9 protein-coding genes and 1 pseudogene are annotated in these 13,422 nt (G+C 67.3%); 3 read left to right on the top strand and 7 right to left on the bottom strand.

From position 1 onward, the window contains the following. The 4 genes from ACQKDV_RS14095 to ACQKDV_RS14080 all read right to left on the bottom strand — a co-directional run. The coding region (locus ACQKDV_RS14095) for a biotin carboxylase N-terminal domain-containing protein (RefSeq protein WP_427784461.1) at positions 1–683 on the bottom strand (683 nt) is incomplete at its 3' end. A gap of 10 nt (positions 684–693) precedes the next feature. Then, a complete protein-coding gene (gene accB / locus ACQKDV_RS14090) occupies positions 694–1,173 on the bottom strand; it encodes an acetyl-CoA carboxylase biotin carboxyl carrier protein (RefSeq protein WP_427784459.1) in 480 nt (159 codons plus the stop codon). A 60-nt stretch (positions 1,174–1,233) separates the two neighbouring features. Next, on the bottom strand, positions 1,234–1,677 hold the full coding sequence (aroQ, locus tag ACQKDV_RS14085; RefSeq protein ID WP_427784457.1) for a type II 3-dehydroquinate dehydratase: 444 nt from the start codon (positions 1,675–1,677) through the stop codon (positions 1,234–1,236). A 252-nt stretch (positions 1,678–1,929) separates the two neighbouring features. Further along, positions 1,930–3,981: a TonB-dependent receptor domain-containing protein gene (locus tag ACQKDV_RS14080; protein WP_427784455.1), complete on the bottom strand. Its 2,052-nt coding sequence runs from the start codon at positions 3,979–3,981 to the stop codon at positions 1,930–1,932. A gap of 335 nt (positions 3,982–4,316) precedes the next feature. On the opposite strand from ACQKDV_RS14080, the gene ACQKDV_RS14075 reads away from it, so the two are divergent. Continuing rightward, positions 4,317–5,876 (top strand): alkaline phosphatase, encoded by a 1,560-nt coding sequence (locus tag ACQKDV_RS14075; RefSeq protein ID WP_427784454.1) that lies wholly within the window; start codon positions 4,317–4,319, stop codon positions 5,874–5,876. Positions 5,877–5,967: 91 nt separating this feature from the next. On the opposite strand, the gene ACQKDV_RS14070 is transcribed toward ACQKDV_RS14075, so the two are convergent. Further along, positions 5,968–6,684: a transporter substrate-binding domain-containing protein gene (locus ACQKDV_RS14070; protein WP_427784452.1), complete on the bottom strand. Its 717-nt coding sequence runs from the start codon at positions 6,682–6,684 to the stop codon at positions 5,968–5,970. Positions 6,685–6,749: 65 nt separating this feature from the next. Between ACQKDV_RS14070 and ACQKDV_RS14065 the strand changes: the two are divergent. Next, positions 6,750–6,905, top strand: a pseudogene (locus ACQKDV_RS14065) (DNA-binding response regulator); the annotation flags it as partial. Positions 6,906–6,966: 61 nt separating this feature from the next. Here the strand turns inward: ACQKDV_RS14065 and ACQKDV_RS14060 are convergent. After that, positions 6,967–7,803 (bottom strand): arylamine N-acetyltransferase family protein, encoded by an 837-nt coding sequence (locus ACQKDV_RS14060; protein WP_427784450.1) that lies wholly within the window; start codon positions 7,801–7,803, stop codon positions 6,967–6,969. Between the two features lie 210 nt (positions 7,804–8,013). Here ACQKDV_RS14060 and ACQKDV_RS14055 point away from each other — a divergent pair, with 210 nt between their 5' ends. Next, on the top strand, positions 8,014–10,551 hold the full coding sequence (locus ACQKDV_RS14055; protein ID WP_427784448.1) for a methyl-accepting chemotaxis protein: 2,538 nt from the start codon (positions 8,014–8,016) through the stop codon (positions 10,549–10,551). 77 nt (positions 10,552–10,628) lie between these two features. On the opposite strand, the gene ACQKDV_RS14050 is transcribed toward ACQKDV_RS14055, so the two are convergent. Continuing rightward, a complete protein-coding gene (locus ACQKDV_RS14050) occupies positions 10,629–13,157 on the bottom strand; it encodes a PepSY domain-containing protein (RefSeq protein WP_427784447.1) in 2,529 nt (842 codons plus the stop codon). Between the last annotated feature and the right edge of the window lie 265 nt (positions 13,158–13,422).

The following is a 13,422-nucleotide window of genomic DNA, read 5'->3' as shown; positions in this document are numbered from 1 at the left end:
ACCCTGCTGCGCCCCGAGCTGGCCCTGGTGATCCTCATGGCCGTGGTCATCGGCACGTGGCGCGGGTTCTCCAGGAACTTCTCCATGTAGACCTCGCCATTGCCGAACGCGGCCTTGGCCTCGCTCTTGGTGGTTTCGATCGAGGTCTTCAGCGAGGCTTCGGCATGCACAACACGCATGCCACGGCCACCGCCGCCACCGGCCGCCTTGATGATGACCGGGTAGCCGATCTCACGGGCGATCTTGGTGTTGGCGACGATGTCATCACCCAGCGGGCCGCCCGAACCGGGCACGCACGGCACGCCGGCGGCCTTCATCGCGCGGATGGCTTCGACCTTGTCGCCCATCATGCGGATTGTGTCGGCCTTGGGGCCGATGAAGATGAAGCCGGACTCTTCCACGCGCTCGGCGAAGTCGGCGTTCTCCGACAGGAAGCCATAGCCCGGGTGGATGGCCTGGGCGTCGGTGACTTCCGCTGCGGCGATCAGTGCGGGGATGTTGAGGTAGCTCTGCGGCGACGGCGCCGGACCAATGCAGACCGACTCGTCGGCCATGGCCACGTGCTTGAGGTTGCGGTCGACCGTGGAGTGCACGGCCACCGTGCGGATGCCGAGGGTGTGGCACGCGCGCAGGATGCGCAGCGCGATCTCCCCTCGGTTGGCGATGACGACTTTGTCGAGCATGGCGTGCCCCTCAGCCGATCACGAACAGCGGCTGGTCGAATTCCACCGGCTGGCCGTTCTCACCGAGGATGGCGACGATGGTGCCGGACGTGTCGGCTTCGATCGGGTTGAACATCTTCATCGCTTCGATGATGGCCAGGGTTTCGCCTTCCTTGACCTGCTGGCCAACGCTGACGAAGGCCGGCTTGTCCGGGGCAGCCGATGCGTAGAAGGTGCCGACCATCGGCGAACGCAGCACGTGGCCTTCCGGCAGGGCCGGGCCCGGCTTGGCGGTGCCGCCGGTGGAGGCTTCGGTGGGCGACTGCATCGGCATGGGCTGCGCAGCCGGCGCAGCCGGTGCGGCGTACACCGGGGCCGCCATCGGCGCGGCGTAGCCGGCCACCGGGGCGCGCGACAGGCGCACCGACTCTTCGCCTTCCTTGATTTCGATTTCAGCCAGGTTCGACTCTTCCAGCAGGTCGATCAGCTTCTTGATTTTGCGCAGATCCATGAGGGCCTCTTTGGTTTCTATCTAGGTGAGGAGAGCGCCGCGTGGCGCCCGGGTCGACAATCAGGTGGGCGACACCCGCAGCAGGGCCGCGTCCATCGCGTAGCGGTAGCTGTCGGCGCCGAAGCCACACACCACGCCCACCGCCTTGTCACTGAAATAGCTGTGCTGGCGGAACGGTTCGCGGGCGTGCGGGTTGGACAGGTGGATCTCGATGAACGGCACGGCCACCGCCGCCAGCGCATCGCGCAGGGCGACCGAGGTGTGGGTGAAGGCGGCCGGGTTGACCAGGATGAACGTGGTACCGTCGGTGCGTGCAGCCTGCACGCGGTCCACCAGCACGTGCTCGGCGTTGGACTGCAGGCTTTCCAGCGCATGCCCGGCCGCAGCGGCCTGGGCGGCCAGCGCCTGGTCGATGTCGGCCAGCGTGGTGTGCCCATAGACCTCCGGCTCGCGGGTACCGAGCAGGTTGAGGTTGGGGCCATGCAGGACCAGCAGCTTCGCCATGGAATCCGATCAACGGGAAAGGGCGGCAGTCTGGCGGAACCTGAGGATGCTGTCCAGTTCGGCGAAATTGCAGGCGTTTAAAGCAACTGTTTGAAAATCGTGGAAGCGCTTGCGGCCGTACGCGCCACGCTGGATCAAGGCACGCTGAATGCTTGGCCGGCGCGGGTGAGGTCATTGGATCCACGCCATGCGTGGATGCGTCTGCAGCCAGGTCACAGCCCTTCTTCGAAGGGCTGTGACCCCATGGCTTGCTCAGAAGCGCGCGGTCAGGCCGACGAAGAACGTGCGCGCACCACCGTCGTAGTTGTTGCCTTCCTCGATCGTGGACACATCCCCAAGATTGAGCACACCCGCGCGCAGGGTGAGGTTTTCGTTGACGTCCAGCCCGGTCACCAGATCCACCGTCGTGTAGGCCTTGGCGAAGGTGGCGCTGCTGGCCGACACCAGCTGTTCGCCGATGTGCTGCGCGCTGAGGTTCAGCGACCACGCATCGGTCACGTCCCAGTTCAGCGAGGTATTGGCGGTGATCTTCGGTACCACCAGCAGGCTGGCACCGGTGGTGCGGTTCTTTGATTCCAGCATGCGCGTGGCATTGGTGGTCCAGCTGATGCGTTCGTGCAGTGGCACTGTTACGCTCGCCTCCACGCCGCGGGTGCGCGCCTTCTGCACATTCTGCGCCACGGTCCACCAGAAGCCATTGACGAAGCTGGTGGTCTGGCCGGGGAGATCCCGTAGCGGAACCTGCTGGATCTTGTCGTCGAAATCGGTGAGGAAGTAGGTCGCAGAGGCTGACCAGCCGTTGCGGTCAAAGCCCACGCCCAGCTCGTAGTTGGTGCTGGTTTCCGGCTCCAGGTTGGGGTTGCCGGCCATGTAGCAGCCGGTGGTGCCGTCTGCGCTCACCAAGCGGTTGTTCCAGCCTTCGGCCACCAGCGACGTGCAGCCGTTGCCACCGGACTGGGTAGCCGCCCCGGCCGTGCCCTGCTTCAGATTGGGTGCCTTGAAGCCCTGTGACACGCCACCACGGATGGTCCAGTCATCGCCCGGGTGCCAGACACCGTAGATGCGCGGGCTCAGGTTGTCATCGTAGTTGTCGGTGTTGTCCCAGCGCAGGCCCACGGTCAGCACGAACCGCTCGTGCAGGGTGATGTGGTCCTCGGCAAACAGTGCCCACGAGTCGGCTTCGCTGACCGGACTGATACGGCCGCTGCCGGTCCACGTTACCGGCACGGTACCAATGGTGTCCGCGTTCTGAAGTTCCTCGCGCTTCCATTGGGCACCTGCGTTCAGGCTATGCTCGAAACCCCAGTCAAAGCCGTGGGTAAAGGCGGTATCGAACACGGTCTCCTTGGCGTGCGTGCCAAGAATACTGCCCTTGTCCTTGTAATCGTTCTGCACCAGCGTGCTCTTGGAGGTGGTGGCGTCGCCGTAGTGGCCGTCGTGCATCACCACGTAGCCGGTCTGCACCAGCTTGGACACCCCCCAGGAACTGACCGCACCGGCCCCGGTGTTGCGCTGTTCGCCACGCGACGCCTCAATGCCAAGCGCATGGTTGTCATTGATGCGCCAATTGAACAGCACATTTGCGTTTTCCGCTTTGTTGCCCGGGGTCTGGCGCGCCCCCGTGTCCGATTCACGGTCGGTCACATTGGCACCGATGCGCACGCCCAGCGTGTCGGTGAGCGGGCCGCTGAACAGCGCGCCCATCTGCGTGGTGTCACCGCGCGTATCCGAATCCGGCTTGCTGTAGTTGTAGGTCACCGAGCCGCCCCAGTGGTCGGCGATCCTGCGGGTGATGATGTTGATCACGCCGCCCATTGCGTCCGAACCGTACAGCGAGGACATCGGACCGCGCACCACCTCGATGCGCTCGATCATGTCCGGCGACAGCCAGTTCAGATCCTGCGGGCCCAGATCGTCTCGGTAGTTCACGCCGGAGGAATTGCCCTGGCGGCGGCCGTCGATGAGGATCAGCGTGTACTGTTCGGGCAGGCCGCGCAGGCGGATCTTCGACTGCGCACCCGACAGCGCATAGCCGCCGGTCACACCCGGCACGGTGCTCAGCAACTGGCCAATGCTGGTGACCGGCTTGCGCTCGATCTCTTCACGGGTGATGACGCTGATGCTGGCCGGCGCATCCTTGATCCACTGCTGTGCACCGGTGGCGGTCACCACCACGGTATCCATCTGCTTGGCCGACGATGCATCGGCGGAGGCATCTGCGTGGGCGGTGGTGGCCAGCGCCAGACCGATGGCGGCGGTCAGGGCGGCAACGGAACGACGGGATTTCAGAACGGCGTGCGACATCGCGCAGTACTCCTGTTGAGGGTCCACTGGCGATGGCTGGGACGTCCGTGTGTGGGGGTTTCAGTATTCCTTAACAATAGTATCACGAATCATTCGCATTTGACGCGGTGCGACACATGGGGTGTCCGCAGGGGCGGCGCAGCACCGCACCGCCTGAAATCAGCGGCGTGTAACGGCACTGATGCAACGGCTGATCGTCGACACCGTGAACCGCGCCCAGTAGATCCACGCCATGCGTGGATGGGGCTTTCGCGGGCCTCACGAATTGCAACATTGCCCTGCTATAACGGGCCGCTGTTGGCGGTGCCGCCGCCTCCCGCAGTGCAGGAACCTTCATGACCCGACCCCTCGCGCGACGCTGGCGGAGCCCGTCAATCCTGGCTGCGCTGTTCGCACTCACTGCCTGCCAGCCCACGGTACGGCCGGATGTGCAGGCTGCCAGCGCAGCGACCGCCGAAGCGCGCCCGCACAACGTCATCGTGATGATCAATGATGGCGCCGGCTGGGGTACCTGGGACGCCGCCGCCTACTGGCAGTACGGCAGCCGCGAAGGCGCGCCGTATGCGGATTTCCCGCAGCGCCTGGCGGTCACGACGTTCCCGCTCAACGCCAGTGGCCAGCCGACCCGCGATGATTCGCAGCGCATCGGCTACGACGCTGCCAAGGCCTGGGACACCACCGAGGCGCCCGCACTCGATCTGCCCTTCGTTGCCTACCAGTACCTGGCCGCGGTGGCGACTGACAGTGCCGCTGCCGGCACCGCGCTCTCGTCAGGGGTGAAGACCTACAACAACGCCATCAACTACAACAACGACGGCCATCCGGTGGAATTCAACACGCTGCGCGCCAAGGCGCTGGGCATGGCCACTGGCGTGGTCACCTCGGTGCCGTTCGCGCATGCCACGCCCGCGGCATTTGCTGCGCAGAGCGAATCGCGCAACAGTTACCACCAGATCGCCCACCAGATGCTGGCCCAGGGGCATATGGATCTGGTGATGGGCACCGGTGGCCCAGGCTACAGCGTGGATGGCAAACCCTGCGTCGAAGGCATGGACAAGGTTGCCGCCGAGGGTTGCCAGAACCCGTGGGAATGGGTGTCGCAGCAGGATTGGAAGCAGCTGGAAACGGGTACGCCGATTGCCGGCAACCCCGCAGGGGCGTGGCGCCTGATCCGCAGCCGCGAGGACTTCGTGGCCCTGGCCGATGGGCACCTGCCGACTGATCGTCCGCTGATTGGCGTGCCGCGCGTGGCCAACACCCTGCAGCAGGCGCGCCAGTTGCCGGTGGTCGGGCATGATCCCACGACCCCGTCCGGGGTGAAGAAGATCGACAGCGTGCCGGACCTGGCGACGATGACCCGTGGTGCGCTGCGCTTCCTGCAGCAGCGTTCGCCGCAGGGCCTGTTCCTGATGGTCGAAGGCGGTGCCACAGACTGGGCCGCACATACCAGCGCCTGCGGCACCGAATGGCACTACGGTGCCTGCACCGACCAGCCGCAGTATGGCCGCCTGATCGAGGAAACCGCCGAGTTCAACGACGCCGTATCGGCGGTCATCGCGTGGATCGAACAGAACGGCGGCTGGGAACGCAACCTGCTGATCGTCACCACCGACCACGACAACAGCATGCCGATGGGCCCGAACGCGCAGCAGGTGGCTTTCGAGCCTGTGCGAAACAACGGCCGCGGGCAGATGCCGGGCATGAGCTTCCGCCCCACCGGTAACCATTCCAATGGGCTTGTACCGCTGTGGGCCAAGGGCAACGGCGCCGAACTGCTGGGCCAGCGCGTGCGTGGTATCGACCCCGGCTACCGCCAGCATGTGCGCTGGAACGACGGCAGCTACATCGACAACACCGATGTGGCCAAGGCCGTGCAGGACGCCCTGCAGCGCTGACCCCGCCACTGCGGAGCCGCCCGGCTGCCTTTCGCGGGAACCCCGCACACGGCAGCCGGGCATCGCCTGGCTCTACGGAAAGCAGCCTCCCTTAGCGTACGAGTGTCACCGCTTGCCCGGCGCGCGAAAACGCTTCGGCCAGCAGCGGCCCCTGCTTGATCGTTTCCACCTCCGCAAACAGCGCCTGCAGCGCCTGCACCGGGCGCGAGGCCGGCGCGGCCACGGCCTGCTGGATGGCGGTGAAGCGATCCGCCAGCACGCGATGGCCTGCATGCGCCCCGGCCCACGCCTGCAACGGCTGACGTACCCCGGCCGCTGCATCCAGCCGCTGCTGGTCGAACAGCTCGATGGCCGCCGCAGAGGTGTCGGCACGTTCAATCCGCGCGTGCTTCAGTTCACGGCTCAGGAACAGGTCGTAGGCCGCGCCACGGCCCACGGCGATGCGCACGTCTTCGCGGTCCAGGTCGGCTACCGCGCGTGCCGCGCTGTCTGCACGCACCAGGTAGGTTCCTTCAATCTCCACATAGGGCGCACTGAAAGCGATGCGGTCGGCACGCGCTGGATCCACCGCCAGGAAGGCCAGATCCCATCCATCTTCGGCAGCGGCCGCCACCACCGATGCCGCAGCGTCGTGGCAGGTGAAGCGCGCCTGCACGCCCAGCCGCTGCGCCAGCGTCGTGGCCAGTTCCACCGAAGGGCCACGTGGCGAACGCGCATCGCCCTGGGCGAGCACCGGATTGCCCAGGTTGATCGCCACGCGCAGGTGACCGTGTGGTGCGAGCGCAGCGCGATGATCGGACAGCGGCATGGGGCACTCCGGAGAACACGGGGAACTCCAGCATGCCACTGGCGGCGTGCGTGCCGCGTGCGCTGCTGCTGTCCGGCGCCTGCAGCAACAATGAGCCCCCGCACAGCCTGTTCCTGGCCGAAGGCATGGTGAAGAACTACGTCTCCACCATCCTCGACAAGCTCGGTGCCCGCGACCGCACCTGCGCGGTGCTCAAAGCCATTATCCTGCGCATCGTCTGAAGCAGCCGAGCGTGGGCTCGGCTCTACAGAGAGCGGAAAGCAGCCGAGCGCGGGCTCGACGCTACCTGGTTGATGCATGCCACCGTTGCAGCCACTCGGCAATGGCCGGGTCCAGCCGCGGGTCGTCCGGCAACCGTATGCCAAAGCCCTCATGCAGCACCTGCCGCACGTCAGCCACATCGCGCAGCGCCCGTTTGTCCGGCGCCTGGCCTGCCCGGTATTGGGTGTAGTTGCCGCTGCCGATGGTGCGGCGCCAGTCCGGCCCGGTCAGGGATGCGCGCAGCTGGCCTGGGAAACTTGAATGCGGGTGCGTGCACACATACCAGTTGCCCACCTCGTTATCGACCGGCGCCGGGGCTTGCAGGTCGAAGCGGTACAGGGCCCGCCAGTCGTCGCCGCTGCGGGCCGCCAGCAGGAAATCACCGTCATCCAGCCGCTGCAGCCGGTAACGCTCATGCGGCGTGGCCTGCGCAGCCGTTTCCCGCAGGCGCAGTGGCACGGTCGGGGTCAGGCTGCCGAAGCCGGTATCCACCAGCCAGTCCTCACCCTCCAGCGCCACCCGGATCAACAGATGCGTGCGTGGGGTCAGTTCGCCTGCACCGGCCGACAACAGCACCCGCGCACTGAGCGCCTGCGCATCGAAGCCCAGCGTCTGCAGCAAGGCCAGGAACGCGCCATTCAGTTCGAAGCAGTAACCGCCGCGCTGCGCCTGCAGAAGCTTGTGCTGCACGCTGTCCAGATCGATCTGCACCGCGTCGCGCAGCAGGCTGGTGATCGTCTCGAACGGCAGCAGGGCGTTGTGCCGCTGCTGCAACAGGGTCAGTCCTTCCAGGGTGGTGGGCGGCGCGGCATCCAGCTGCAGGCGCTGCAGGTAGCGGGGGATATCCAAGGGGGCCATGGCGGTGCGGGGGGGGGGGCAGGGGCGGATGCCCACTGTGCAACCGCAACCGCGGTTGAGGTCAAGCGCTCGCGGCCTGTGTCATCGCCCGGTCGCCTGCGGCCGGTACAAAGGCCGCGACCCCCGGGGCCACCCGGCAGGGTCGAAAACAATCCTAAAGTCCCGCTCATCCAGGCCGATGACGGTGTGTCATTCTGCCTGGAGTCTGTCATGCCGACCGTGGTCCCTCGCCTCCGGTTTCTGCGCACCCAATTGGAGGGCATGCGCTCGCTGTTCCCTGGCCTGCTGCTGTGGCTGCAGCCACACCGGCTCAGCGTAGCCAACAAACTGAAGGCCACCCTGTGGGTCTGCGGCTTGGGGCTGGTGGCCATCGCCGGCGTGTATGCCTGGACCGGGCATACCAGCGCACAGGCCGCCCGCCGCCAGGCCAGTTACCAGCACGGCAGTGATCTGGCAACGGCGCTGGCCACGCGCGTGGCCGAAGCCCGCCGCCTGCAGACACAGTATGCGCGCAGTTTCGACGACGCCGACCGCAGCCAGCTGCTGGCCGCCCAGCAGGAGCTGAAGCACGACCTGCAGGCGCTGCGCGCGATGCCGATGGATGCCGGCCGGCGCAAGGCGCTGCAGGCTCTGGCCGAAGCGGTCGACGGTTTCTCGCAGGGCATCGCCGCCCTGTTCGAGCGCGTGGATGAAATGGGCCGTGGTGATGCTGGCCTGGCTGCGCAACTGCAGCAGGCGGCCGCCGCGCTGCAGGCCAGCGTGGCCGCGTTGCAGCGCCCGGTGCTGGACCTGCATGTGCAGAAGATGCGTCGCCAGGAAGCGATGCTGCTGCTCGATGGCGATTCCACCCATGCTGATCGTGCGAGTGAAGAGAAGCTGCCCTTTGATCTGGCCCTGGCAGGCTTGCCGACCGAGGCGCAGGAGCGCCTGCGCGCCGAGATGGATGCCTACCAGGCCGCGCTGCTGGGCTACACCGCCGCCCGCGTCGGCCTGGATGTGGAAGCCCAGTCCCTGCTGGATACCGCCGCCAGCGTGGCGCCCGCACTGGCCGCCTTCCAGAAGGCCCAAGTGCAGGCGCTGGCCCAGGCGCAGGCACGCCAGCAGGCAGGTGCACGCACCATGAGCGTGCTGTTCGCCGCCACCCTGGTGCTGGTGGCCGGCGTGCTGATCACCAGCCTGGTGCTGGTGCTGCGCGCGGTGCGTCGCCCGATCGAGGACACCCTGCGCTTCGCCAGTGACATCGCTGACGATCGCTTGGACACCACGCTGCGCGTGTACAACGCCAACGATGAAATCGGCAAGCTGGCCCAGCGCCTGGTCGACATGCAGCAGCGCCTGCGCACGCGTATCGAAGACGAACGCGCGGTGGCCCGCGGCAACACCCGCGTGCGCCAGGCGCTGGACAGCGCACAGACCGGGCTGATGGTGATCGATGCGGAGGGGCAGGTGGCCTACGCCAATCCCGCCCTGCTGCAGCTGCTGGACATGTCGGCCGACGCCCTGGTTGGCAGCGACGCGGCGCGCCTGCACCCGGCGATGACCCGCGTGGCCGGCGTGCGCTACCGCGAGGAGCACGAGATCAATCACCTGGGCGTGCGCTACCAGTTGATCGCCAACGCGATCATCGATGAGGACCATTTCCTTGGCGTGGCGGTGGAATGGCGCAGCCGCGCGCTGGAAACCCTGCTGGAAACCGAAGTGGCCGCACTCGTTGACGCGGCCGCGCACGGTGAACTGCAGGGTCGCATCGCGCTGGAGGGCAAGCAGGGCTTCGTGCGTACCCTGTCCACCAGCATCAACCATCTGCTGACCACCTTCGAAACCAATCTGGGCGATCTGCAGACGCTGCTGGCAGCCCTCGCACGCGGCGACCTGAGCGTTCGCATGGAGGGTGACCTGCAGGGCGTGTTCGCGCGCATGCGCGACGATGCAAATGCCACGGTCGGCCAGCTCGGCCGCATCGTCACCCGCATCCAGCAGGCCACCTCGCGGCTGGATGTGGGCGTGGGCGAGATCGTCGCCGGCCACCATGACCTCTCGCAGCGCACCGAACAGCAGGCGGCCAACCTGGAAGAGACCGCCGCGTCGATGCACGAACTGACCGATACCGTCGGCCGCAACGCCGATGCTGCCGGCCGCGCCGATGCACTGGTGCAGGGCGCGGCGGTAGTGGCCGCACGTGGCGGCCAGGCCGTCGGCCAGGTCGTGGCCACCATGCAAGGCATCAGTGAGGCCTCGCGCCGCATCGGTGACATCACCCAGCTGATCGACGGCATTGCCTTCCAGACCAGCATCCTGGCCCTGAATGCCGCCGTGGAAGCGGCGCGTGCGGGTGAACAGGGGCGCAGCTTCGCCGTGGTGGCGTCTGAAGTACGTCTGCTTGCCCAGCGCAGTGCTGAGGCGGCCAAGCAGATCAAAGTGCTGATCGAAGATTCGGTGGCCCGTGTCGGCCAGGGCAATGTGCAGGCCGAACAGGCCGGCACCACCATGGGCGAGATCGTTGGCAGCGTGCAGCAGCTGGCCGCGCTGCTCACCACCATCCGCAGCGCGTCGCAGGAACAACATGCGGGTATTGCGCAGGTGAACCAGACCATCATGCAGATGGAATCGAGCACCCAGCGCAATGCCAGCCTGGTGGAGGAAGCCGGGGCATCGACTGCGCAGATGCAGGCCCAGGTGCAGGCCCTGACCGAGGCCGTATCGGCGTTCCGCCTGCAGCCGCAGCGACACCCGCGCATCGCGGCGTGATGGTGCCCCGGTAGTGCCGGCCGCTGGCCGGCATTCCAACCGCACCCCGGCCAGCGGCCGGCGCTGCCAGGCGGGGTTCAGTACACGTCGCGGCGGTAGCGCCCGTTTTCCAGAAGCGCTTCCACTTCCTCGTCGCCCAGCGCCGCGCGCAGCACCTGGTCCACGCCCTCGGCCATGCCCTGCAGCGAACCACAGACGTGGATCACTGCGCCACGCGCCAGCCACGCCTGCAATTCCGCCGTAGCCGCCTGCAGGCGATGCTGCACATAGCCACCGCCGTCTGCATCACGCGAGAACGCCAGATCGACGCGGGCCAGATGGCCCTCGGTCTGCCACTGCACGATCTCCCCGGCGAACAACTGGTCGTGCGCGCGCTGGCGTTCGCCAAACAACAGCCAATGGCCGTGTTCGTCCTGCTGGGCGGCTTCACGCAGCAGGCTGCGCAGGCCGGCGATGCCGGTGCCGTTGCCGATCAGCACCATCGGCGCGCCGGCCTGTCGATGGAAGCCCGGGTTGCGGTGCACACGCGCGGCGATGCGGGTGCCCAGCGGCGCGTGCAGCGACAGCCAGCCCGAGCCCAGGCCGGGGCGGCCGGCTGCGTCGTGCACCAGGCGCACCACCAGTTCCACTGCACCATCGGCAGCGCATGAGGCGATGGAGTACTCGCGCCCCGGCAGCGGCGGCAGACCGGCCAGCCAACGCGCGGCGTCCTGCACCGGCAGCGCCGCATGTTCGTCGGGTAGTGCGCGTTCGCTGGCCAGTTCCAGCAGCGTCCGTTTCTGGCCATCGATCAGCAGCGGCTGCGCGGGATCAATTCCGTGCGCGCCCAGCACCGCAGCGGTATGCAGTGCGCTGTTGCGCGGTGCGATATGCAGGATGTCGCCGGCCTGCCAGGTCGTGTCGGCCGGCGGCGCCAGCCGGATCTTCCAGATCGCGCCACCCAGGCTGCGCGGGTTCAATGCTTCACGGGCGAGCAACTGCCAGTCGTGCATCAGCGTGGCTGGTGGCAGCACGCTGTCATCGGTGATGATACCGGTCAGCGTACTCAATTCGTGCTGCCACTGGCGCAGTGCCACCACCGAGGCAGCATCCACGTCGATGCGCGGGAACAGCGGCTGCGCCCCGTTGCCGGCCAGCCACGCGTCCACCTGTGTACCGAACGCGCAATAGTGCGGGTACTGGCGATCACCCAATGCCAGTACGCCGTAACGCAGGCCCGACAGATCCACGCGCTGTGCCAGCAGGTGGCGTGCTGCGCGGCGCGCGTTGTCCGGTGGTTCGCCATCGCCGAACGTGCTGAGCACGAACAGGGCCTGCGGGCTGTCCTGCAGCAGCGCGGCGTTCACCCGCGCCAGCGGCAGCACCTGCACCGGGTGGCCGGCGGCCTGCAGCTGCGCCGCCGCGCGCCAGCCCAACTGTTCGGCCAGGCCGCTCTGGCTGGCATGGATCACCCGCCAGGGCGTGCCTTCGCCACCGCCGTCCTGCGCCGCAGGCAGGGTCTGCCGCAGCGCACGTGCCGCGCGCTGGCTGCGCCGGCGGTCCAGGTACAGCATCCAGCCGGTGATGAAGAACAGGCACATCGCCAGGCTGCTGAGCATCACCACCACGCGGCCAGGCAGTCCGAAGAAGCTGCCCGAATGCAGCGCGAACATGCTGGTGGCCAGCTTGCCGCCGGTGCCCTGGCTTTCATAGGGACGCGCATCGAGCAGCGCGCCGCTGGCCGGGTCCAGCTGCAGCACGTCCTGGGCGCGGTCGTGGCCGCCGCCGCGCAGGGCAGGGTCGCCGGCCATCACCCGCACGTTCAGGACCTGGCCCGGCTTTTCCGGCAGGCGCAGGTCGATGTAGCCGCTGCGCACACCGGGCTGCGCGTACAGCGTGTCTTCCACGTGGCGCAGGTCGAGCACGGCATCGGCGGCGACCTTGTGCCTGGCCGGCGCAGGCACGCCGAGCACATTGCTGGCGGCGTTGCGGTACCAGTCGAACGACCACCACAGGCCGGTCAGCGCGCTCATCAGGTAGATCAGCAGTACCCAGGTGCCGACCACCGAGTGCAGGCTCCACAGGAAGCCGCGCCCGCTGCGCTTCCATTCCACCGCCAGCCAGCTGCGCCAGTGCCACCAGCGGCGCGGCCAACGCAGGTAGAGGCCGGACACGGCGAAGAACAGCAGTGCGATGGCACAGCTGCCAACGACGACCTTGCCGCGTTCGCCGGCCACCAGGTGGCGGTGCAGGTCTTCGACGAAATCGAAGAAGGCCTGGCCACGCAGGTGGCTGAAACGTTCGCCGTTGTAAGGGTTGAAATAGACCCAGTGATCCTTGCCGCCGGGGAAGCGCGCTACCGAAGGCCGCTGGCCGGTGGCATCCACGCGCAGTCGCTGCAGCGGCTGATCGCTGCAGGCCTGCAGCAGCGGCACCAGTTCGCTCAGCGGCAGGGCCTGCTGGCCGTCGGCATGATGTTCGGCGATGGCGGCAAAGCCGGGGTTGGCGGCGCGCAGCAGCTCATCCTCGAAGGACAGCGTCGCGCCGCTGAGGCCCATGATGGCCAGGATCGTACCGGCCGTGATGCCCAGCAGCCAGTGCAGTTGGAACAGGACGTTCTTGAACATCGGGGAGAGGGCCGTCGAGGCTGCCGCCCGCATCCTGCGCAACAGCAAATGAGAATTAATCCGGTAATTCTCCGGGCCCGGACAGGCTGTGGTCAAGGAGGGTTTTATTGCAGGGCTTGCAGCCCTGCACCCGCGGTAGTGCCGGCCGCTGGCCGGCAACGTCAACGTCGAAGCTGGCTATCCGTGGGTAGGCGGGGTGGGTCCGGTGGCAGGGGACGGCGTGAATACGTCCATGTAGCCTCGGTCGCGCCATCCATGGCGCTCA

The sequence above is a fragment of the Stenotrophomonas sp. NPDC077659 genome (assembly GCF_050268705.1).
GTDB lineage: Bacteria > Pseudomonadota > Gammaproteobacteria > Xanthomonadales > Xanthomonadaceae > Stenotrophomonas.
The sequence above is the reverse complement of the archived record's forward strand: the minus strand, read 5'-3'. Positions and strand labels throughout refer to the sequence as shown.

Excerpts from the sequence above, each read along its gene's own strand:
- ACQKDV_RS14050 (WP_427784447.1), bottom strand. The coding sequence starts at position 13,157 with ATGTTCAAGAACGTCCTGTTCCAACTGCACTGGCTGCTGGGCATCACG.
- aroQ (WP_427784457.1), bottom strand. The coding sequence starts at position 1,677 with ATGGCGAAGCTGCTGGTCCTGCATGGCCCCAACCTCAACCTGCTCGGT.
- ACQKDV_RS14070 (WP_427784452.1), bottom strand. The coding sequence starts at position 6,684 with ATGCCGCTGTCCGATCATCGCGCTGCGCTCGCACCACACGGTCACCTG.
- ACQKDV_RS14060 (WP_427784450.1), bottom strand. The coding sequence starts at position 7,803 with ATGGCCCCCTTGGATATCCCCCGCTACCTGCAGCGCCTGCAGCTGGAT.
- ACQKDV_RS14075 (WP_427784454.1), top strand. The coding sequence starts at position 4,317 with ATGACCCGACCCCTCGCGCGACGCTGGCGGAGCCCGTCAATCCTGGCT.
- accB (WP_427784459.1), bottom strand. The coding sequence starts at position 1,173 with ATGGATCTGCGCAAAATCAAGAAGCTGATCGACCTGCTGGAAGAGTCG.
- ACQKDV_RS14055 (WP_427784448.1), top strand. The coding sequence starts at position 8,014 with ATGCCGACCGTGGTCCCTCGCCTCCGGTTTCTGCGCACCCAATTGGAG.
- ACQKDV_RS14080 (WP_427784455.1), bottom strand. The coding sequence starts at position 3,981 with ATGTCGCACGCCGTTCTGAAATCCCGTCGTTCCGTTGCCGCCCTGACC.